The organism is Bacillus sp. AFS088145 (genome assembly GCF_002564465.1).
GTDB lineage: Bacteria > Bacillota > Bacilli > Bacillales > Bacillaceae_G > Gottfriedia.
The window spans coordinates 246,472-269,050 of the sequence record NZ_NUUX01000015.1 but is presented as its reverse complement, the minus strand read 5'-3'; the positions used below and the strand labels follow the sequence as shown (position 1 = coordinate 269,050).

General features: G+C 32.7%; 22 protein-coding genes and 1 riboswitch. Of the genes, 15 read left to right on the top strand and 7 right to left on the bottom strand.

Going from position 1 to position 22,579, the window contains the following annotated elements:
* Positions 1 to 500: 500 nt before the first annotated feature.
* Positions 501 to 938 (bottom strand): Dps family protein, encoded by a 438-nt coding sequence (locus COI44_RS12170; RefSeq protein ID WP_098428266.1) that lies wholly within the window; start codon positions 936 to 938, stop codon positions 501 to 503.
* 778 nt (positions 939 to 1,716) lie between these two features.
* Positions 1,717 to 1,881: a hypothetical protein gene (locus COI44_RS24185; protein WP_179887101.1), complete on the bottom strand. Its 165-nt coding sequence runs from the start codon at positions 1,879 to 1,881 to the stop codon at positions 1,717 to 1,719.
* Positions 1,882 to 2,281: 400 nt separating this feature from the next.
* On the opposite strand from COI44_RS24185, the gene COI44_RS12165 reads away from it, so the two are divergent.
* A complete protein-coding gene (locus COI44_RS12165; protein ID WP_286163896.1) occupies positions 2,282 to 4,363 on the top strand; it encodes a WxL domain-containing protein in 2,082 nt (693 codons plus the stop codon).
* 129 nt (positions 4,364 to 4,492) lie between these two features.
* Here COI44_RS12165 and thiT read toward each other — a convergent pair whose 3' ends face one another.
* A complete protein-coding gene (gene thiT, locus COI44_RS12160) occupies positions 4,493 to 5,074 on the bottom strand; it encodes an energy-coupled thiamine transporter ThiT (RefSeq protein ID WP_098428187.1) in 582 nt (193 codons plus the stop codon).
* A 115-nt stretch (positions 5,075 to 5,189) separates the two neighbouring features.
* Positions 5,190 to 5,294, bottom strand: a riboswitch (TPP riboswitch).
* Positions 5,295 to 5,646: 352 nt separating this feature from the next.
* On the opposite strand from thiT, the gene COI44_RS12155 reads away from it, so the two are divergent.
* From COI44_RS12155 to COI44_RS12145, 3 genes are read left to right on the top strand one after another with little or no spacing between them, the layout of a single operon-like run.
* Positions 5,647 to 6,123: a low molecular weight protein-tyrosine-phosphatase gene (locus tag COI44_RS12155; protein ID WP_098428186.1), complete on the top strand. Its 477-nt coding sequence runs from the start codon at positions 5,647 to 5,649 to the stop codon at positions 6,121 to 6,123.
* Between the two features lie 13 nt (positions 6,124 to 6,136).
* Positions 6,137 to 6,676 (top strand): hypothetical protein, encoded by a 540-nt coding sequence (locus tag COI44_RS12150; protein WP_098428185.1) that lies wholly within the window; start codon positions 6,137 to 6,139, stop codon positions 6,674 to 6,676.
* A 17-nt stretch (positions 6,677 to 6,693) separates the two neighbouring features.
* A complete protein-coding gene (locus COI44_RS12145; RefSeq protein WP_286133892.1) occupies positions 6,694 to 7,575 on the top strand; it encodes a YihY/virulence factor BrkB family protein in 882 nt (293 codons plus the stop codon).
* A 304-nt stretch (positions 7,576 to 7,879) separates the two neighbouring features.
* On the opposite strand, the gene COI44_RS12140 is transcribed toward COI44_RS12145, so the two are convergent.
* Positions 7,880 to 9,799: a heavy metal translocating P-type ATPase gene (locus COI44_RS12140; protein ID WP_098428184.1), complete on the bottom strand. Its 1,920-nt coding sequence runs from the start codon at positions 9,797 to 9,799 to the stop codon at positions 7,880 to 7,882.
* A gap of 476 nt (positions 9,800 to 10,275) precedes the next feature.
* On the opposite strand from COI44_RS12140, the gene COI44_RS12135 reads away from it, so the two are divergent.
* From COI44_RS12135 to COI44_RS12105, 7 genes are all read left to right on the top strand, one after another.
* The gene (locus COI44_RS12135) at positions 10,276 to 11,439 is read left to right on the top strand and encodes a C40 family peptidase (RefSeq protein ID WP_098428183.1); all 1,164 of its coding nucleotides are present in this window, start codon (positions 10,276 to 10,278) and stop codon (positions 11,437 to 11,439) included.
* Between the two features lie 141 nt (positions 11,440 to 11,580).
* On the top strand, positions 11,581 to 12,525 hold the full coding sequence (locus tag COI44_RS12130; RefSeq protein WP_098428182.1) for a DMT family transporter: 945 nt from the start codon (positions 11,581 to 11,583) through the stop codon (positions 12,523 to 12,525).
* Positions 12,526 to 12,703: 178 nt separating this feature from the next.
* Positions 12,704 to 13,576, top strand: a complete 873-nt coding sequence (locus tag COI44_RS12125) for a carbohydrate ABC transporter permease (protein ID WP_286163900.1) — start codon at positions 12,704 to 12,706, stop codon at positions 13,574 to 13,576.
* The gene (locus COI44_RS12120; protein WP_098428181.1) at positions 13,576 to 14,406 is read left to right on the top strand and encodes a carbohydrate ABC transporter permease; all 831 of its coding nucleotides are present in this window, start codon (positions 13,576 to 13,578) and stop codon (positions 14,404 to 14,406) included. The genes COI44_RS12125 and COI44_RS12120 overlap by 1 nt, the downstream gene beginning before the upstream one ends.
* A gap of 16 nt (positions 14,407 to 14,422) precedes the next feature.
* On the top strand, positions 14,423 to 15,697 hold the full coding sequence (locus COI44_RS12115; RefSeq protein WP_098428180.1) for an ABC transporter substrate-binding protein: 1,275 nt from the start codon (positions 14,423 to 14,425) through the stop codon (positions 15,695 to 15,697).
* Between the two features lie 227 nt (positions 15,698 to 15,924).
* Positions 15,925 to 16,971 carry a LysM peptidoglycan-binding domain-containing protein gene (locus COI44_RS12110; protein WP_098428179.1) on the top strand — a complete coding sequence of 349 codons (1,047 nt, stop codon included), beginning with the start codon at positions 15,925 to 15,927 and terminating at the stop codon, positions 16,969 to 16,971.
* Between the two features lie 166 nt (positions 16,972 to 17,137).
* Positions 17,138 to 17,479 carry a DUF805 domain-containing protein gene (locus tag COI44_RS12105; RefSeq protein WP_098428178.1) on the top strand — a complete coding sequence of 114 codons (342 nt, stop codon included), beginning with the start codon at positions 17,138 to 17,140 and terminating at the stop codon, positions 17,477 to 17,479.
* A 61-nt stretch (positions 17,480 to 17,540) separates the two neighbouring features.
* On the opposite strand, the gene COI44_RS24855 is transcribed toward COI44_RS12105, so the two are convergent.
* Complete coding sequence (locus tag COI44_RS24855; RefSeq protein ID WP_098428177.1) at positions 17,541 to 17,978, bottom strand: VanZ family protein; 438 nt, start codon at positions 17,976 to 17,978, stop codon at positions 17,541 to 17,543.
* Positions 17,979 to 18,188: 210 nt separating this feature from the next.
* Here COI44_RS24855 and COI44_RS12095 point away from each other — a divergent pair, with 210 nt between their 5' ends.
* A complete protein-coding gene (locus COI44_RS12095; protein WP_098428176.1) occupies positions 18,189 to 18,533 on the top strand; it encodes a DUF805 domain-containing protein in 345 nt (114 codons plus the stop codon).
* Positions 18,534 to 18,629: 96 nt separating this feature from the next.
* On the opposite strand, the gene COI44_RS24180 is transcribed toward COI44_RS12095, so the two are convergent.
* Both COI44_RS24180 and COI44_RS24175 read right to left on the bottom strand, forming a co-directional pair.
* Positions 18,630 to 18,806: a hypothetical protein gene (locus COI44_RS24180; protein ID WP_179887099.1), complete on the bottom strand. Its 177-nt coding sequence runs from the start codon at positions 18,804 to 18,806 to the stop codon at positions 18,630 to 18,632.
* Positions 18,807 to 18,827: 21 nt separating this feature from the next.
* A complete protein-coding gene (locus COI44_RS24175; RefSeq protein WP_179887098.1) occupies positions 18,828 to 18,974 on the bottom strand; it encodes a hypothetical protein in 147 nt (48 codons plus the stop codon).
* Positions 18,975 to 19,258: 284 nt separating this feature from the next.
* Between COI44_RS24175 and COI44_RS12090 the strand changes: the two genes are divergently transcribed.
* The 3 genes from COI44_RS12090 to COI44_RS12080 all read left to right on the top strand — a co-directional run bounded on the left by COI44_RS12090 (position 19,259) and on the right by COI44_RS12080 (position 22,425).
* Positions 19,259 to 20,194, top strand: a complete 936-nt coding sequence (locus COI44_RS12090) for a carbohydrate ABC transporter permease (protein WP_286163894.1) — start codon at positions 19,259 to 19,261, stop codon at positions 20,192 to 20,194.
* Positions 20,194 to 21,024 carry a carbohydrate ABC transporter permease gene (locus COI44_RS12085; protein ID WP_483295481.1) on the top strand — a complete coding sequence of 277 codons (831 nt, stop codon included), beginning with the start codon at positions 20,194 to 20,196 and terminating at the stop codon, positions 21,022 to 21,024. The genes COI44_RS12090 and COI44_RS12085 overlap by 1 nt, the downstream gene beginning before the upstream one ends.
* Before the next feature lie 129 nt (positions 21,025 to 21,153).
* Positions 21,154 to 22,425 carry an ABC transporter substrate-binding protein gene (locus tag COI44_RS12080; RefSeq protein WP_098428174.1) on the top strand — a complete coding sequence of 424 codons (1,272 nt, stop codon included), beginning with the start codon at positions 21,154 to 21,156 and terminating at the stop codon, positions 22,423 to 22,425.
* Positions 22,426 to 22,579 lie beyond the last annotated feature (154 nt).

The window sequence follows — 22,579 nt, the reverse complement described above, 5'->3', positions numbered from 1 at the left end:
AAGTATAATATTATTACGCGAATGTTTCAATATGAAAACATTCTCTGTAATATATAGTCCTTTTTGACTAAAATTCATTCGAATTTCGGATTAACTAGTAAATTAATAGGGAAAAAATGTCACTATAATTCGATAGAAAGGTTGATAGATTAAATAAAATAAGGGAGAGTAAGGAAAATACAAAATGAAAACGTTTCCAAAACGGTTTGAAGAGTAGATATAAAGATGTGTTTGAAAATAAAGGAGAATAAAAGAGGTTTTTGTCGGAAATTGAAATAATTTAGTGGAAAATATATTTCCGGTGTACAATTTGTAGTTTGAAATCCCTAGTCAAAAATACCTATTTTCACACGAAAAAGTAAGAATTACATTAAAAATATATGTCTACTAAACTTTAATTTTAGATAAATTAGGAAAGAAAAAAAGCAGTATAAAGATAAAAGGATGAATAATCCATTTTATTTTACACTGCTTTTCTTAATTTAAGCTTAAATCTTAACTCAATTTAAGTAGGCTGTTAACATCCAAACATGCTTTGCAAGTTGTTCTCGAATGGCTAATAGTAAATCATGAGTAACTGAATCATTTTCAGACTCTGTAATTTCCATACCATCTTTTAATTCTTCAATTAAATAATTATAGTCCTTCGTAATGTCTTGGACCATTTCATCAGAAGTAATATTCTTATTTGCTTCTTTAAGGCTTGAAGTATCAAGATACTCTCTCATTGTAGCTAGTGGTTTTCCACCAATTATTAACACTCGCTCTGCTAGCTCATCAATATGTAAACTTGCCTCATTGTAAAATTCCTCAAATTTAGTGTGTAGAGTGAAAAAATTTGGACCTTTTACATACCAATGATAGTTATGTAACTTTACAAATAGAATATTCCAGTCTGCTATTTGCTTATTTAGCACATCAACAGTCGTTTTTGAGATGGATGATGTATCCATTAAACCCCTCCTCTAAATGATGTAAAAGATTAAAAAACCATATAAACCATCTTAACTGATAATGAGGAAAAATAGTCATGGTAATATTTGATAGCTAAGACAACAATTAGTAAAATTAACGTTAAATTGTAAATAGCTTTATATTGAAATAAAAAAATTCATCCTATTTGAGGTTTGGATGGAGATTAGAAGATGAAAAGTACTTACTCATAACAGAAATAGAAAGAATATAAAAATAACATACTCTTAACAGGTTTATGAGTAAGTAAAAAAGCAAAAAGATTATAGTAACTCCTAAAGGGTTCATGAGTAAGTAAAAAAGCAAAAAGATGAAATATAATAACTCATAAGTGGTCCATGAGTAAGTAAAAAAGCAAAAAGATGAAATATAGTAACTCATAGAGGGTTCATGAGTAAGTAAAAAAGCAAAAAGATGAAATATAGTAACTCATAAAGGGTTCATTAGTAAGTAAAAAAGCAAAAAGATGAAATATAGTAACTCATAAAGGGTTCATGAGTAAGTAAAAAAGCAAAAAGATGAAATATAGTAACTCATAAAGGGTTCACGAGTAAGTAAAAAAGCAAAAAGATGAAATATAGTAACTCATAAAGGGTTCATGAGTAAGTAAAAAAGCAAAAAGATGAATATAGCATACTCATAAAAGGATCATGAGTAATTAAAAAACATATAGACGAAAATACCTTACTCAAAACCGGCCTATATGTAAGGAAAAAACAAAAAACCTCATCTAGTTAGATGAGGTTATTTTAGCGATGAATGTACGCTCTCTTCAGGAAGGGCGGACTTAGGGTCAATTCTCAAAGCATCATCCTCATTTAAAGCTTTTTTCAATAATAAAAATAATGAGCCAATCATACCAAGAAGAATAATTACAAAAAAGAAAAAGATGATTACATCATAGACCAATGTTAAAACCCCCTTCGAAACTTTTCTGTATTCATATATATGATTGAAGAAATGGACAGATAACCAAAATTCACAAAGTGTTCAAAATTTAAATGCATATTTAAAATGTGGATAGAATGTTTTTACTATTTGGTTGGATCAATCTAACTAAAAGCAAGTGACATCACCATTTGTAGCAGTTAAACCTAAAATATTAAGAAGAACTTCTCAAACAAAAAACAAGTTAAAACTCAACGTGATTACCGTTGATATAGGTAAAAAATGTCGTTGAACCATCGAAGATAATCATGTTACATTTTTCACATATTTAACAGTAATTCATCCGACAGAAGACTCTTTCTAGACGTTTAAAGAAAATAGAAAAAGAGTAGAGAAAATTATTTTGGAATGGAGAAACATAATGGTAAAAAAAAGAAAGCTACTTTTTAAAGCGACTGTATTAGCTTCCATTTTTGTCTTCATGACGAGTGGGACGCAACCGAGACTACTTGGATTAAAGGGATTACTTAAACCAACTATTACAGAAGCAGCAACATTTCCAAACTTGGTCCAAAACCCTACATTTAATTTTGATAGTCAAACAACTACTTTTCCAAATTGGTCATTTGTGGCGTATTTAAATAAAAGCCAAAGTCTAGGTCCTTATAGCTTCAATTTAGAGGATCAAGGTGACGGCTGGTATAAGGTTTATGGTGATGTCAACCCAAAAAGTTATGTTAAACCTGTTCCAGGGGGTGGGATTTTATTAAAAGTATTAAACTCGTCAGGTTCTCAAGAGTTTATAGCAATGAACCAAACTATTAACACAATTCCAGGACAAACTTATATTTTAAAGTTTCCTTTTAAACTTATTCAAAATGCAAATACCGATCCTAGGTATTCTTGGTTTGTATCTGACACAGAAAGTAATACCGCTCTAACGACAGATAAAGAATGGAGAGAATACACAGGACCTCAAAATGTAACGACTACTTTCACTGCGATCGGAAATAAAGTAAATTTTAGAATTTATTTTGAAGACGGTATAAAAGATGCTCTTGATGGTAGTGGATTTCAAATCTTTCAGGTTGATCATGTTTCTGTTACAGTACTAGATACTAAGGCACCAAAAATAACAAATGCTACTATTACCATACCAGAAGGTTACAAAGGTGGTGCATCGTGGACCAATAAAAACACGACAATTCACTTTACAGCAACTGACGATTATGGTGTCGATCCAACTTCGTACGAAGTTTCAACAGATAGTGGTAACACGTGGAGTAAAGCCGGTTTAAGTAATGCCACCTCAACAGGCGTTGATTATACAGTTTCAACCCAAGGTACGACAAATATTCTAATTAGAGCAAAAGATGATTCCGGAAACCAAAGTAATCCAGTAACCGATCCAGGAGCTAAATTTACAGTAAGGATTGATAAAGAAGCACCTATTACTAACTATACTGACGGGCAATTATATAATAAAAAAACAGCAACAAATATTACTTTCAGTGATGCACTAAGTGGTATTGATACAGCTAAATTAAATGGGACAACCATTTCTTCTGGCACAATAAACCCAGCTGATGGTGAACACACATTAGTCATCACTGATAAAGCAGGTAATCAAACAATTCTACACTTTACAGTAGACAAAACTATTTTACCGCCAGTTGTGAACCCAATATCGGATGTAAGCACAAGTATAACGGGAACTGTGGAAGCAAATAGTACAGTAAAGATAACTTTACCAGATCATTCAATTCTAACGACAAAAGCCAAAGCAGATGGTACTTATTCGGTATCCGTAACGCCGTGGACGTTGTATGCGGGGGATGTAGTGAGTGCAACTGCAACAGATGTCGCAGGTAATACAAGTACAGATACAAATGTAACAGTAACGGCAGAAACAAAAAATCCAGTCAATCCAACAAATCCAACAAGTCCAGTCGAGCCAGTTAACCCAACTGACCCAGAGAATCCTCATGAACCTGGAATAAAGAGTTCGTTAAGTATTGACTATGTGTCAAATTTCCATTTTGGTGCGCAGGAAGCATCAGGTAAAAATGAAGTTTATACTGCTCAATTAGATGAAGTAAAACAAACTTCAGATGGTTCGATCATTAAAGTACCAAATTTTATTCAAGTAACAGACCATCGTAGAATAAAAACTGGATGGAAACTAACAGTGCAGCAAAATGAACAATTCAAGAGTGGGAATAATGAATTAACAGGTGCGGTTTTAAAATTAAATAATCCTATTTTAAACTCATCCACTCATGCGCAGTATAAACCAGTAGCTAATACAGTGACATTGGTTCCCGGTGGCGGTGCCCAGAAACTAGCTTTTGCAGATGAAGGAAAGGGACTTGGAACATGGACTATTGCATATGGACAGAATCCTTCTAGCATAACCCTTTTCGTGCCTGGAGCAGCTTATAAAGAAGTAGGTGCCAAATATAAAACAACATTAACATGGACATTAGTAGATGCACCACTTTAAAATCAGAAACTTCCTATATAGATGTTAAAATGAAAGTAAATACCCCATCTAAGTAATAAAAAGACTACTCGGTGGGGTATCTTGTACATACTTATTTGAATGCGTTGGAACTTTAGACTGGCTAAAAACTTATGCTGCTTGATTTCGGTTCTTTTTAACATGAACAAGAACTGGTGCAGAAGAAAGTAAAATGATTAATAGAACTGCACTAATAATAAAAGAAGGAACCATGTACCAAGCATTATATATTAATGAATAAAGAGAAACTGGTGTACCCTTTGGAGCGTATGAACCGTAAAACACGATCCCAGCAATAAAGTGGCAGATGAATCGAGCTAGTGAACCGATAAAAGTTCCTAAAATTATATACGCCGCTGCACTTTTTTTATTGCCATTTGCTAAACTATTTTTTATTTGTTTATATACAAGACCAGCTAACCCGAGACTTGTAAATGCTGCAATATAGTCTAAAAATACTTGGATTGGATGAACAAAATATAGTTTTGTAACGATTTGTAGTGCTGCTAATAATAGACCAGTAATTAATCCTTGTTTTAATCCCCAACGAAAAGCAATTAGAAAAACTGGAATCATTGATAATGATACAGAGCCACCTTGAGGTGCAGTAAATAATGGTAAGAAATCAAAAATGATTGCTAGTGCTGCACACATTGCTATTTCTGTCATTAATCGAATCTTTGATGTCTTCATATATATTTCCCCCTTTATCTGTGGACAACTTATGTAGTGAAGCTCTTTGTAAGGAGATTTCAGTAGGAATAAATAAAAAAAGCAATACTGGGTAGCATGATGATCCCGGAATTGCTTTTTCATCGTGCCACATCCCTACGTTAGTATTAACTAACAGGTTCAGAGGGTAAGAATAGCTAATCTATTCACTCTCAGCCAAATGGCTCCCCTTGTGGTTTTAGCTTACATTTAGTTGTCTTTACTAAATATAGTCAAGGTCTTTTAAAAATACAATTAATTTATCAGTAAAAATTAAAAAAAATTTGGTCATTGTTAATGGAAACTGTGTAAGAATCACGAAAAACATTAACAAAGTTAACTTTTTAGATAGTCATTAAAATTATTTTAAAAAAAAGAGTGTAATCATAGCTATTATGTAAAAAATAAGCATTATAACTTTTATCTTATTTATACTGGTCATAAATTATTCACAATGGCTTGCTTTTCATTTTAAAATTTACCGTGTAGAATGAATACAAAAGAAACAGCTAAATTTTGGCAGAAAGTGTAAATAATTTGAAGGAGACATTGAGATGATTCAAGTATTATTTGTCTGTTTAGGTAACATTTGTCGATCGCCAATGGCTGAGGCTGTTTTTCGTCATTTAGTGACAGAAAAAGGGTTAGATAAACAATTTATGATAGACTCAGCTGGTACTGGAGATTGGCATTTAGGTCACCCTCCACATAAGGGAACACAAGGTTTATTGAGTGAAAAAGGTATAACGTGCGAAGGTATGAAAGCTCGAAAAGTGACAGAAAATGACTTTAAATATTTTAGTTATATTGTTGCTATGGATGCACAGAATAAAGAGGATTTAATGAATTTAGCAAGAAATAATTGTATAGGAGAGATTTCACTACTTTCAGATTATGTTCCAGCATCAATGTGGAAGGAAGTGCCTGATCCATATTATACGGGTAATTTTAATGAAGTTTATGACATCCTTACAGAAGGATGCTCTCATTTACTTCAGCATATTTTAAAGCAACACCAATTAACAGTTTAGAGGAGGATGTAGAATGTCAAAACGTAACAAAGCTTTACGCAATATTCTAGTCGGAGTCGCAATTGGTGCAGGGGTTACTCTACTTAACAAGGAAAATCGTGAGAAAATCTCACGTAAAGGAAGAAGCGTAACAAACAAATTAAATCAAATTAAAGAAGATCCTGAAATCGTAAAAGGTGCCGTTCGAAATCAATTGAGGGTAGTACAAAGCTCAGTTGAGAAATTAGAAGGCAATGTACAGATTGTAAAAGATAAATGGATCGAAATTAAAGATTCAACATTAAATAAGTTTGATAAAGGTTCTTCTAAAGTATCTGAAAAAGCAGTTGAAGCTGTAGAAGCGAAAATTGAAGATTCAATCGATCTAGAAGAAGGTAAATCGCAAATTTCAGCGACTTCACTAGAAGTGAATCATGAAAATGAATCTTCTGAAACTGACGAGCAATTAGAAGCTACTCTTGAAGGTATTGAAGATTTAACTGATGAAAATGCAGATGAAGTACAAGAGAAAGTAGAATCAATTTTATTGGCAGGTAATACATCTAAAGAATAACAATTGAAGGTGTCAATTTGATTAAGAAAAAGAATTCTATTTTAGCATTTGTTTGGGATTTAGTGAAAAAGTGTATGGAAGACGAAATAGTATCTCGTTCAGCGGAGCTAGCATATTACTTAATGCTATCTCTTTTTCCATTTCTACTTGTTCTAACTCAAGTCGTAACCTATTTACCACTTTCTACTGATCAAATATTGTCATTCTTGAGTCAATATGCTCCGCCAGATGCTATGGCTATTATACGAAGTAACTTGCAGTTAATAATCGGGCAATCACATGGTGGAGTTTTATCAGTAGGGTTAATTGCGACTATATGGGCTGCGTCCAATGGGATTAATGCAATCATTCGGGCACTTAATGATGCGTATGATGTAGAGGATAAACGAAATTACTTTGTTACTAGAGGAGTTTCAATTCTTTTAACAATTATTATGATTTTTGTTATTGTCTTTGCATTATTAATACCAGTGTTTGGGAAAGTAATTGCTAAGTCTGTATTTCAATTTTTGGATATATCTCAGGATTTCTTATATACTTGGAGCCTGATTCGCTGGTCACTAAGCTTTGTAATCCTAATGATTGTATTTACTGTTCTATATTCCATTGGACCGAGTAAAGTAGTTCACATTAAAAAGACATTCTTTGGTTCACTATTTGCAACATTTGGATGGATCATTTCTTCATTTGGATTTGCTTTTTACGTTGATAACTTTGGTAATTACACAAGTCATTACGGTAGTTTAGGTGGAATTATTGTCTTGATGATTTGGTTTTTTATTTCGGCAATGGTTGTAATTATTGGTGGAGAGCTTAATGCATTAATAAAGCAAAGACAGTATGGTAAGCACAAAGCTAAACCAAAATTAATTGATCCTAATAATCCAAATCCAAAATAATTTCTTCTATAATATAATGGAGTTTTCTTCCATGAGTAGTCTTATTTTAGAGAGGTAAACTAAAAAAGACTTCAAAAAGGGAGGAACTTTAAAATGAGTAATAATAAGAAAAACCACAATGATAAATCGAATAAGAAACAAAAAAGCAGCTCGCATCCAAAGGGCAAAACTAGCGGTTCTGCAAACGGACATAATGATTACCATTGATTTTTAGACTGACAAGAATACTGCTTTTCCTGCTAAAAGGCTCATTACTAGTCAGTTTAAAAGAAAAAGCATCGTACAATTTTGTACGATGCTTTTTTTAGTCTCTTAGTAATCTTAATGAGTTAAGAATAACTAAAATTGTACTTCCTTCGTGACCGATTACTCCATAAGGTAAATCAATGATTTGTAGGAAATTCGAGCAGATAAGGAATGCGATTACGCTTAGTGAGAAGATAATATTTTGTTTTACAATCTTGTTCATGCGTTTAGATAAAGTGATTGCTTTAGCTATTTTTGTTAAGTCATTTTTCATCAGAACGACATCTGCAGTTTCTAGAGCAACTCCAGTTCCGCCACCCATTGCAATTCCTACATTTGCAGTTGCTAGAGCAGGGGCATCGTTTATACCATCACCAACCATTCCAACTTGACCATAGTTGTCTTTTAGCTTTTTAACAATCGATACTTTTTCATCTGGTAAGCATGATGCAAAGTATTCATTGATTTCACTTTCGGCAGCAATTGCTTTCGCTGTTTGTTCAGAGTCACCTGTAATCATGACTGTTCGAACACCTAATTTATTTAAAGTAGATAAGGCTTGCTTTGATTCGTTACGAACTAAATCTTTTAATGAGAAAATCGCAACAACTTTATCTTGAGTACCTACATAAACAATTGTATTTCCTTCTTGTTCCCATTGTTGTTCAAAATGAATGAGAGGATTTTGTTTCATTGTTACGAATTCTTTTTTACCTACTCTATACTCAGAACCATTTAAAATCGCTGATACACCGAAACCAGGGTGGTCATCAATTTGTTCAAATGACGACGATACTGTAATTCCTTGTTTCGTAGCATATTCAACAATTGCTGAAGCTAGCGGGTGAGTTGAGTATCTTTCAATTGAAGCAACGATTGATAATAATTCTGTACGATCAAAATCTTCTATTTTCTCAAAACCAGTTACTTCTGGCTTACCAATCGTTAAAGTACCAGTTTTATCGAATGCGATTGCTTTTAATACACCTAATCGCTCTAAATGAATACCGCCTTTAACAAGAATCCCCGACTTTGCACCATTTGAGATTGCAGATAAAACAGCTGGTGTAATCGATGCTACTAATGCACAAGGTGATGCAACAACTAGTAAAATCATTGCTCGATAAAATGTTGTTGTCCATGACCAATCTAATGCAAAATGCGGTAAAAACATCATGAATAATACGGCAATTAATACTCCTTTAACATAAACACCTTCAAATTTTTCAATGAATTGTTGAGAAGGAGTTTGTTCACTTTGAGCTGTTTGGACGAGATTAATGATTTTTTGGAAAAGAGTCTCATCACTATGTTTCGTAATTTCTACTACTAGTGTTCCTTTAATATTGATTGTTCCTGCAAACACTTCATCATTTAAGTTTTTAACAACTGGAACGGATTCACCTGTAAGAGCAGCTTCATCTACTAATGTTTCTCCTTTAACGATCTGACCATCAGCAGGAATACGTTCTCCAGCCTTAATTAAAATATAATCACCAATGTTTAAACTTTTAATGCCGACAACTTCTTCAACTTCATCGACTAATCGAATTGCTGTTTGTGGCTGAATAGACAATAGTGAAGAAATCTCTTTATTTGTTTTATTTAATGTATATGTTTCAAGTGCGCCACTTAAAGCAAATATGAAAATCAGTACGGCACCTTCAGTCCAATAACCAATTGCAGCTGAACCAACTGCCGCAATAATCATTAGCATTTCAACGTTTAGTTCCTTTTCAGCAATCGTATCTTCAATGCCTTCCTTTGCTTTTGCATATCCTCCAATACAAAATGCTAAAACATATAAAATAATCGACATGATAGAATTATCGTTTTTAACGAATGAAGCAATTAGAATTAATACACCAGAAACTAAAGCGGCAATTAATTCTCCATGTTTTGAAAGAAATGATGTAGATTCCACATGGTCGGCTTCATATGTAGCATGAATCGTAGTAACTTTTGGACTTGCTTCCATAATAAATACCCCTTTCTTATTTTCAATTGAGAAAAATAATCAAATTCACTATCCTTATAAAACGACGAAAGCTGCCGTCCTAGGACAGCAGCGTACATTTTATAAGACCTTACTATATATTTAATCTCTTAGATGTGTAGTTCACACAGATTTCTTAATTAAAATAATTCTTATTAAATATATATTACCACATTACTTTATATGTGATGAAAAAAATTTACTTTTAGATTAAAAATTTTTTAATGAATGTGATCGAGTTGTGAAAATGGAGGTAGGGTTGGGGCAGACAGGACTTCTGTCTGCCTATTTATTAATAAAATTTTTGACGTTTATTAAAGAATTTTAAGCATCCAACCGATATTTATACAGTAAGCACATTAAATACATATTTGTTACTACATTAAATCCTAGTTTATCAATTTCAAATTCAAAAAAGTATAGCAAATATAAATAAAAATAAAAAGCTGGTGGAGATTTTGAAAAAAAAAATTATAAAATCGATTGCAATCATAGGATCTGTTTCATGTATTAATTCTATGGATCTATTAGAAGCGGATGCAGAAAGTACAAGCACAAATCAACCTAAAGAATTGATTTCATACGTGAATCACTATATCTCAACAGGGAATGGAGTACGTATTCGTTCAGGGGCAGGAACGAATTATAGTATTTTAGGAAGTGTAAATAAGAATGCCAAATTAGATGTCATATCTTCCTCAAATGGTTGGTATAAGATTAATTACCAAGGGAGAATTGGATACATCAATGGTACTTATGTTAAAAAACAAAGTATTAATATTAATGAAAAAATAGAAAGCAATACCTTCAATTACATCGCAACAGGGAACGGTGTACGTATTCGATCGGGAGCAGGAACGAATTATAGTATTTTAGGAAGTGTAAATAAGAATGCTAAATTAGATGTCAAATCTTCCTCAAATGGTTGGTACATGATTATTTATCAAGGAAGAACTGGCTATATAAGCGGCAATTATGTTCAAAAACAAAAGAAAATTGAAGATGAAAAACCAGTATACAATACGATTAAATATACTGTAACTGGAGCCAGAGTAAATATTCGTTCAGGGGCGGGAACGAATTACAATATAATAGGTAGTGCGACAAAAAATCATAAGTTTGACGTTATTTCAACTTCAAATGGTTGGCACAAGATAATCTATCAAAGAAAAACAGGTTATATAAGTGCTAAATATACTGAAAAAGAAGTTGATCATTCAAATGATTCGACTTCGACTTCTAGTAATGATGAGCAAAACATGATTTCTTTTGCAAAACAATTTTTAGGCGTTCCTTACAAGTGGGCAGGAGTATCTCCTACGGGTTTTGATTGCAGTGGCTTTATTTATTATGTCCTGAAGGAAAATGGTAAGCCGTTTGGAAGAACAAATGTATCAGGTTATTGGCATAACAATACTTCATTCCAAAAAGTAACATCTTCACAGCCCGGTGATTTGATATTTTTTCAAAATACTTACACGTATGGACCATCACATATGGGCATTATGTTAAACAAAAATGAATTTATTCAAGCTGGTAGTAGTACTGGCGTTACGATTTCTAATCTAAATGACTCATATTGGCAAAAGCATTTTTTAGGATATAAGCGAATAAAATCATAATTTAAAATCCACATAAAAAGATTTCCAACAATAGTCTTTACCTTCAGGCCTTTCGCGAAATCAAACCAATAGAAGGAATGCCCTATAGATGATAGAATAAACTGTATTCTATAGAGAGAAAAAGGCTTATGGAGGGAAACAATGTCTGCTAAGAGATTTTTTACACATCCTTTGGGAGTGATTGCATCAGCGGTTATTACAACTTTTTTATGGGGAAGCGCATTTCCGTTTATTAAGCTAAGTTATGAGCACTTGCATATTGGGAAGAATGAGATTTGGAAACAAATGATTTTTGCGGGTTATCGTTTCTTTTTGGCCTCATTATTAATTTTAATATTTTTTACGATAATTGGTAGAAAGTTAACTTTTAAGCGAGATACTTTTTTTGTAGTAGGAAAAGTAGGTTTGTTTCAAACGTTTTTACAATATGTGTTGTTTTATATTGGATTAAGTTTTTCAACGGGAGTTCAAGGCTCGATTATTGCTGGAACTACTTCGTTTTTTCAACTTTTAGCAGCGCATTTTATGTATAAAAATGATCGTTTAAACTTGCGTAAGATTCTTGGAGTATCGGTAGGGTTTGCGGGTGTAATTATCGTGAATATTACAAAGGGCACTCTTTCTTTACATTTAGGAATTGGCGAGATTTTATTATTGTTTGCAATGGCGTTTGGCGGCTATGGTAATGTACTTGCTAAAGAAGCTGCAAAGAAAGTGGATGTTGCCTATTTAACGGCATATCAAATGATGATCGGTTCGATTGGATTATTATTAATTGGTGGTTTAACGGCAGGGTTTTTACCGTTCCACTTTGATTTAAAAACGTTTGGCATGCTAGTGTATTTATCGGTGCTTTCATCTGTAGGTTTCATACTGTGGAACAATGTCATGAAATATAACCAAGTTGGAAAAGTTTCAATGTACTTATTCTTAGTTCCTGTTTTTGGTGTCATTTTATCATCAATCATGCTGAATGAAGTGTTATCTTATCTTGTATTTATTGGTTTAATTATGGTTACGTCAGGTATTATTATTGTGAATTATCAAAAGGATCAACGTAGCACTCATATGAAGAGTGCATCTTGACTCGAATAGAATGCATCCCGAATAAAAGCAACTCTACTTTTAAATAATAAGGTGGAGTTGCTTTTTTTTGTAGATCATTATGAAGGGAGGTACATAGTTGTCAAAGTTTGATAAAGCAATGAATAAAGAAGTTGAAACAGTTGTAGATGATGCTACTGACTTTAAAGTCTCCTATCGAATGAAACGTAGAAATAGTGGAAGTTTTATCGTATTTGTTGGTCCAGCTTTTCTAGTATTTGCAGCTTTAGTACTTATTCCATTTTTAATGGGTCTGTATTATTCCTTTACAAACTGGAATGGGGTTGTTGGAAATATCCATTATGTCGGTTTTGATAATTATAAGTACATATTTACGCAAGATGCAGACTTTAAACAGTCTTTTATTATTACCACAAAGTATACGTTTTTTGCTGTGATCCTAACGAATTTGATTGGTTTTGGCTTAGCTCTATTAGTTACTAAGGGGCTTAAATCAAGAAATATTCTTAGGACAATTTTCTTTTTACCTAACTTAATAGGTGGTTTATTACTCGGTTTTATATGGCAATTTATTTTTAATAAAGGTCTCACTTCATTAGGAGCTGCGCTAGGGATCGATTCTTTAATGCAGTCATTGTTAGGTACTGCAAATGGAGCGTTTTGGGCAATTATTATTGTAGCCATCTGGCAAGGTGCAGGATATATCATGATTATTTATGTAGCAGCACTTCAAGGCGTACCTCAGGAATTGATTGAAGCAGCCCAAGTTGACGGCGCAGATCGTTTTACAACTTTAAGGAAAATCATCATTCCAATGGTAGCACCAGCTGTAACTGTTTGTTTATTTTTAACAATCTCATGGTCGTTTAAAGTATTTGATCAAAATTTATCACTTACTGGTGGGGGACCATTTAAATCGACAGAAATGCTTGCGTTAAATATTTACACTGAAGCATTTGTAAACAATCGATACGGATTAGGGGAAGCAAAAGCAATTGTCTTCTTCGTCGTTGTCGCAGCTATTTCAATTCTCCAAGTCTATTTAACGAAGAAAAGGGAGGTTGAAGCATAGTGGAAAATGAACGCTATACCGGGCTGTCGTTTTTGCTTGAGTTATTTGGAATCATTTTAGCGATATTTTTCCTTGTTCCCTTCTACTATGTATTAGGAAACTCGTTTAAATCCTTTGCAGATATATTGCAAAATACATCATCGCTACCAAAATCCTTAGATTTTACAAATTACTCTCAAGCGATTGCCGTCATGGATTTCTGGAGGGCTTTATTGAATTCTTTGATTGTAACAGTAGCCAGTAATGTGTTGATCGTTTTATTTTGCTCAATGGCAGCTTATAAACTCGTTCGCACAAGGCATAAAATTTCAACGGTTATTTTCTTTATTTTTGTTGCAACGATGGTAATTCCTTTTCAATCAATTATGATTCCACTTGTTAAAGTGGGAAGTACACTTCATTTAATGAATAGTCATTATGGACTTGTTGTTATGTATTTAGCGTTTGGCTCAGCACTTTCAATTTTTCTCTATCACGGTTTTATAAAAGGTATTCCAATTGAGCTTGAAGAAGCAGCGATTATTGATGGATGTTCACCATATATGGTTTTTTGGAAAGTAGTGTTTCCTTTATTAAAACCGATCACCGTAACAATTGTTATTTTAAATACTTTATGGATTTGGAATGATTTCTTGTTGCCATCTCTAGTTTTACGTGATGAAGAGCTCCGCACAATACCACTAGCTACTTTTTATTTTTTTGGAGCGTATACGAAACAATGGAATTTAGCACTTGCCGGATTAGTTTTAGGCATTACGCCATTATTGATCTTTTTCTTCGCTGCCCAAAAGCAAATTATTCGTGGTATTACAAGTGGCTCAATAAAGTAAGTTAAAGGAGGATCATATGAATAAAAAATTTTTTAAGTCGATAGCTGTTTTATCAACTAGTATGTTGTTGTTTACTGGATGTAATAATAAAAAAGAAGAAACAAAAAAGCCTGGTGCTGGTGAAAACATTACATTAAATATTTTTCAATTTAAAGCTGAAATTGCAAAAGATCTAGAGGCTTTAGCAAAGGAATATCAAAAGGAAAATAAAAATGTAACGGTAAAGGTTCAAACAGTAGGTGGAGGTGCAGATTATGGAGCAGCATTAAAAGCTCAATTTGCATCAGGAAATGAACCGGATATTTTCAATAATGGTGGATACCAAGAAGCCGTTACTTGGAAGGATAAGCTCGAGGACCTGTCAGATCAAGATTGGGTAAAGGATTTATATCCGGAAACTGAAAAACCGATGACAGTTGATGGAAAATTACTCGGAATGCCTATGAACACGGAAGGCTATGGATTCATTTATAATAAAGATTTATTTGATAAAGCTGGTATTACACAATTGCCAAAAACATTAACTGAATTAGAGACAACAGCAAAAAAATTAAAAGACGCTGGCATTACGCCGTTTTCAGTTGGCTATGGTGAGTGGTGGATTTTAGGAATTCATTTATTAAATATTCCATTCGCACAACAACCGGACCCTGATAAATTTATCGCCGATTTAAATGCAGGCAAAGTAAAAATTCCTAATAATGATAAATTTAAGGAGTTTATAAAATTATTTGATTTAACGATTAAATATGGAAATAAAAATCCATTAACAACGGATTATAATACACAAGTTACTAATTTTGCATCTGGAAAAACAGCTATGATGCAACAAGGAAACTGGACACAAGGTATGATCGATGGCATTACACCAAATATGAAACTTGGTCTTTTACCAATTCCGATTAATGATGACAAAGCAGCAATGGACAAAATCCCTGTAGGTGTTCCAAATAACTGGGTAGTTAACAAAAATTCTAAAAACAAAGAAGAAGCGAAGAAGTTTTTAAATTGGATGGTTTCTTCTGATACAGGTAAAAAATATATCGTTGAAAAATTTAAATTCATTCCAGCAATTAAAACAATTGAAGGAAAAGGCTTAGGCCCGATTGCTGATGATATTCAAAAATACTCAGCTGACGGAAAAGTACTTTCTTGGAATTGGTTTAAGTATCCAAACGGTGCTACAAATGAATTTGGTGCATCAATGCAAGCTTATGTTGGAGGACAAAAAAATCCACAGCAATTACTGCAATCGCTTCAGGATACTTGGGATAAGTTAAAGAACCAGTAAACGAAAAAGAAATTTAAGACAAACCTTATTTCGAAATAATTTCGAATGAGGTTTGTCTTTTTTTGTCCAATTTTTAATGTGGCTTTTGTTAATCAATTATCAATTGGAAGATTTTATGTGATGAACAGAATTAATTATCGTGATATAGTAATTATCGTTGCGAATATAAATGAAATTCCTGAGTTTAACTAGATAAATAGATTAATAGTAAGGGAGAGTAATCAAATATGAAAAAATCGATTAAAAATGTTATTTTATCAACTGCGATTGTCTTTTCTTTAGGAACAGTAGTCGGACCAGCGAATGCCGCTTCTGTTGTTTATAAAGTTAAAAAAGGGGACACGCTATATAAAATCTCTAAAACATATAAAACATCTGTTACTGAGCTTAAAAAGCAGAATAAATTAAAATCAAATTCAATTCGAATTGGACAAAAATTAACTATTCCTGTCAAATCGCTAGTTGCGACAAAAAAGTCAGCAACACAAACGATTGCTCCAGTACAGCTTCCAGCAAGTGAATCAGTTAAAAAGATGGCGCTAGAAATCACTTCATGGTATGAAACATCATCATCTGAAGCTGATGCATTTGGTGCAACAAGTGGTAATTTCGACGGAGCCGGTTTATCATTTGGTGCGCTTCAAGAAAATTTTGGAACTGAAACGATCCAACCAATTATGAAAAATATGTTCGCAAATCATAATGATGTAGTCCTAAAAGCTTTCAATGGAGATACGGATTCTTATAACACATTTAAAGATGTAATTATGAACAAAACAACAAAAGAACAGGTAGCTTGGGGAGATTCAATAAGTGACCCTAATAATAAATACCAGGTTGTAGAGCCTTGGAAGACTTACTTTAAAAATCTAGGGACAAGTCAAGAATGTATTGATGAACAAATTAATGCTTCAAAATGGTACTTCGATCAAACAGAAAAGTATTACAAAACATTCGGCTTATGGACAAAAAGAGGATATGCATTAATGTTTGATATCTTTGTTCAAAGTGGTGCGATTTCGGATAAAACGAAAAATTTAATTTTAGATGACTTTAAAAAAATTGATACAAAAAACATGACAAAAGAACAAATCGAAACGAAGAAAATGAATATTATCGTTAATCGCCGTGCTGCAGATGTAAATGAACAATGGAGAGAAACATGGAAATCTAGAAAATCAGTCATTGCGAACGGTAGCGGTAAAGTTGTTGGTTATGGAGACTTTTTTGATGTAACTCCGTATGGTGCTACGTTAACACATTTAAATAAATAAGTTATTTGATGAGGAGTCCGAGATTTTGGGATTCCTTTTTTATTTGTCCACTGATTATCTTTCATTTTTTTAATAAGAAATATGTTATTTGATTTTCTTATGGGAATATTAAAAAGGAAGCATACACTAGCTTTTGGATAAAATAATTTCATAGGAGAGATCAGTTGTGCAATGGTATTTAAAAGTATTAAAGAATTATGTAGGATTTCATGGTAGAGCGAGCCGAACTGAATATTGGATGTTCTTGTTGATTAATGCAATTATTACTTTTTTACTTAGATTATTAGATAACTTTGCAAATACAGATAACATGATTTCAGGAATTTATGGTTTGCTTATCTTGTTACCACTAATTGCAGTCGGTGTTCGCAGATTACATGATATTGGTAAAAGTGGTTGGTGGTATTTAATTAGTTTAATTCCGTTTATAGGATTAATTATTTTATTAATACTTGCTTGTTTTAAAAGTGAAAATCACGACAATCGTTATGGACCAGTTCCAAGATAAGATTAAAATTAATAATGTTCATTGGGGTATTAGGAAAAGACTTAAATGTACCATATTATTTCTAAAATAAATTGGTCTTTGAAAGCTTATACCCAATGAATGTCCCTAAAGTATTTAAAATAACATCATCTATATCTGAGGTTCTAAAAGACATCATAAATTGGAGAACTTCTATGCTTACCGATAAAAATAAGCCAATTAGTATAACTTTTTTTGATCTCTTAATGGATGTTAAAATAAACCCAAATGGCACAAAAAGAATGATATTTCCAAAGATATTAACGATAAATTGTTTAACGCTACTAAACTCATTAAACATTTTTAATGGGATTAAATTTAATCCACCTTTAGAAACACCTATTCCTAAAGAAGCGACTGGAAAAAAAGTAAACCTAAAAATAAACACAAGTGAAAAAAATAACAGTAAAAATTTTATGTAATTTGGCTTCAAAATAAATCTCCCAAAAAATGTTTTAATTAATAATAAGTTATTATACATTAATAATTTTGTATTTCCTCAATAAACTTTGTATTAAATGATCTCCATGACCCAGCACCGAGATAATCTAAGCTTAAAAACCGCCTAATTTTAGGCGGTTTTTTGTGTTAACTCAAAATAAATTGTCCTATTATTAAAAATTAATAATGTTACCTGGGTATTAAGAATAGACTTAAATGTACCGTATTTACTTCTTGGGAGGGATCCATCGTGGAATGGTATTTAAAAGTATTAAAGAATTACGTAGTATTCAGCGGAAGAGCTAGAAGAACAGAGTATTGGATGTTTTTCCTGTTTAATGCCATTATCACTATTATACTTTCGATTTTACAAAGCATTGCGGATATCGATAATGTTTTAACTGGAATTTATGGTCTATTGACGATATTGCCATCTTTAGCAGTAGGAGCTCGCAGATTACATGATTCAGGAAAAAGCGGTTGGTGGTTGTTAATTGGTTTGATTCCGTTTATTGGTACGATTATTCTTATTATTTTCTTCTGTTTGGATAGTGAAGAGGGAGATAATCGATTTGGGGAGAATCCTAAATTGTAGATTGAGGACTGGATATTAATTTTAAGGATTTATCTGTAAACCGTCTTGAAAAGGGCGGTTTTTTGTCATTTTTCGAACATCCTTTAATCATACTTTTTAATTTTTAAAAAAATGTATTTCAATCTCATCATTTAAAGAAACAATATGTACTATTTCACCGTTCTTTGTGAAAACCACTCGTGTACCATCGGCTTCTTCTTTTACTTCATTCCATCCCCAAAATTTTAAAATTAATTTATAAGAATTTGGTAAACCATGTTCTTCAGATGTCATTTTCCATTTGTAGACTGCGTATTAATGTTTGTAGTCAATCTTGGACTGTATTGCAGTTAACGGAATTGGGAAACCCTTATGTAATTTAGATGGTTTGTGAGCAATGAAAAATATAATAACAATCAAAAAAACGAATAGTAATAAAAACTTCTTATGCAATTTATTCATTCGAAATTCCCCCTATTTTCTAGGTTTATAAACATTTTATCATTTTTAATAAAGTGTTTATTTAGATGTAGTAAGGAGATTATGAAACTTTTATGAATAAACCCATTGAGAGCCTTGTATAGGAGTGTGTTTTGATGGGTAGTCAACAGTTATTTTCCTAGGTATAAATGATTAATCTTTTAAACCTAAAAATCAATCTAGTCAATATATTCCACCCTACTGTTCAAATGAATACGTTTTCACAACTCCGGAGGTATTTTATGATGATAGTGGAGGTGTTACAGATGATTGAAACGAAAAAAGTGATTGATACAAATTTAACAGATGCCAAGACAAAAAAGTCATCTAAAAAATTAAGAGATTTTTCAAATTATCTTACGTTTGTAGGACCAGTAAGTATTGTTTTTGCAGCGATCGTGTTAACGCCATTTTTAATCGGCTTTTTCTATTCATTTACTCAGTGGGATGGTGTAGCTGATTCTGCTAAGTGGGTCGGACTTGAAAATTATAAATACATTTTTACGAAAGATACGGATTTTATCCATTCGTTTATTTTAACGGGTAAATATACATTATTCGCCGTGATCTTAACCAATGTGATTGGTTTTGGTTTAGCGTTAATCGTTACGCAAGCATTGAAGACTAGAAATATTTTAAGAACAGTCTTTTTCCTTCCAAATTTAATCGGTGGATTATTATTAGGTTTCATTTGGCAGTTCATTTTTAATAAAGGTTTAATTTCAATTGGACAATTATTGCATTCAGACTTTTTACAAAGAGCACTTTTAGGTGAAGAAAAAGGTGCGTTCTGGGCAATTGTCATCGTGGCAGTTTGGCAAGGTGCAGGTTACATAATGGTTATTTATGTAGCGGCTCTGCAAGGTGTGCCACAGGAATTAATTGAAGCAGCTCAAATTGATGGTGCAAATAAATTCCAAGTATTACGTAAAATCATTATTCCAATGGTAGCACCAGCTGTAACAGTTTGTTTATTCTTAACCATTTCATGGTCATTTAAAGTGTTTGATACAAACTTATCATTAACAAATGGTGGACCATTTAAGTCTACTGAAATGTTGGCTTTAAACATTTACACTGAAGCTTTTGTTAATAACCGTTATGGATTAGGTGAAGCAAAAGCGATTGTATTCTTTGTAGTCGTTGCGTTAATTTCAGTTATTCAAGTTTACATTACGAAGAAGAGGGAGGTTGAGGCATAATGCTGAAAGAACGATATACTGGCTTTACTTTAATATTAGAAATAGCGGCAATTATACTTGCTCTCATCTTCTTAGTTCCTTTTTATTATGTGTTAGGAAACTCATTTAAATCATTTGCTGATATTTTACAAAATACATCTTCGCTTCCAAAAAGCTTAGATTTTACAAACTATCAACAAGCAATTGAAGTCATGAATTTCTGGAAAGCGTTAATGAACTCATTAATCGTGACAATTGCTAGTAATGTTGTAATCGTCTTTTTCTGTTCGATGGCAGCTTATAAACTAGTTCGTTCAAAAAGTAAAATTTCAAATATCATTTTCTTTATCTTTGTAGCAACAATGGTTATCCCGTTCCAATCAATTATGATTCCATTAGTGAAAGTTGGAAGTACGCTTCATTTAATGAATAGTCATTGGGGATTAGTAATCATGTATTTAGGTTTCGGCTCAGCATTATCAATCTTCCTATATCATGGATTTATTAAAACAATTCCAATTGAGTTAGAGGAAGCAGCAATTATTGATGGATGTTCTCCGACTATGGTTTTCTGGAAAGTTGTGTTTCCACTATTAAAACCAATTACGGTTACAATTGTTATCCTAAATACGTTATGGATTTGGAATGACTTCTTATTACCATCACTTGTATTAAGAGATATGGAGTTAAGAACAATTCCTCTTGCTACATTCTACTTCTTTGGAGCATATACAAAACAGTGGAATTTAGCGCTATCTGGACTTGTTTTAGGCATAACACCACTATTAATTTTCTACTTTGCAGCACAGAAACATATTATTAAAGGTATTACAAGCGGTTCAATTAAATAAGGTGACTGGGTGGAAGCTATCAATATATTCCACCCATCATGTCAATTTAGACTATCCAAAGTTGATTGTTTTTAAATGTATAATGAAAGCGTATTCAAAATAAAGAATATTAAGACGGGGGTTTTTAGGATGAAAAAGATGCTAAAGGTAGCAGCAGCATTAACAACTTCAGTGATGTTATTCTCTGCATGTTCTGGAGGATCTTCAGACAAAGCTTCAAATGATTCAAAGGATAAAAAAGTAACATTAAACGTATTCCAGTTTAAAGCTGAGATTGCGAAAGATTTAGAACAAATGGCGAAGGATTACCATAAGGAAAATCCAAACGTAACAGTTAAAATTCAAACTGTTGGTGGCGGTGCTGACTACGGTGCAGCATTAAAAGCTCAATTTGCTTCAGGTAACGAGCCTGATATCTTTAATAACGGTGGATTCCAAGAAGCAGTAACTTGGAAAGATAAATTAGAAGATCTTTCTGATCAATCATGGGTAAAAGACTTATATCCAGGTACTGAAAAACCAATGACAATCGACGGCAAACTTTACGGTATGCCTATGAATACTGAAGGTTATGGCTTTATTTACAATAAAGATTTATTCGCAAAAGCTGGTATTACTGAAGCACCAAAAACTTTAAGCGAATTAACTACAGCAGCTGAAAAGCTTAAAAAAGCAGGCATCACTCCTTTCTCAATCGGATACGGTGAGTGGTGGATTTTAGGAATTCACTTATTAAATATTCCTTTCGCTCAACAACAGGATCCAGATAAATTCATGGCTGATGTAAATTCAGGTAAAGTGAAAATTCAAGACAACGAGAAGTTTAAACAATTTATGAAACTGTTTGATTTAACAGTTAAATACGGTAACAAAAATCCTTTAACAACTGATTACAACACTCAAGTTACAAACTTTGCTCAAGGTAAAACTGCTATGATCCAACAAGGTAACTGGATTCAAGGTATGATTGATGGAATTACTCCAAACATGAACTTAGGCGTGTTACCAATCCCAATCAACGATGACAAAGCAGCTATGGACAAATTACCAATGGGTGTACCAAATAACTGGGTAGTTAACAAAAACTCTAAAAACAAAGAAGAAGCTAAAAAATTCTTAGAGTGGATGGTTACTTCTGACACAGGTAAGAAATACATTGTAGAAAAATTCAAGTTCATCCCAGCATTAAAAACAATTCAAGGTAAAAACTTAGGACCAATCGCAGACGACTTACAAAAATACTCTGCTGAAGGTAAAACATTATCTTGGAACTGGTTCAAATACCCAGATGGAGCTACAAATGAGTTTGGTGCATCAATGCAAGCTTACGTTGGAAAGCAAAAATCTGCTGACGAAATGTTAAAATCTCTTGAAGATACTTGGATGAAATTAAAGAAATAATTTCTTGATTTTAGGCTTCCTTGAAATACCCTATAGATTAAGGCAACCCACAAGGAATTAATTCCCTGTGGGTTTTTTTATGATTAATTTGAAAGTTTACTCTCTAGCAAGTATTCATAATAAGAATTAACCCTCAGTTTCCTATATTTAAAAT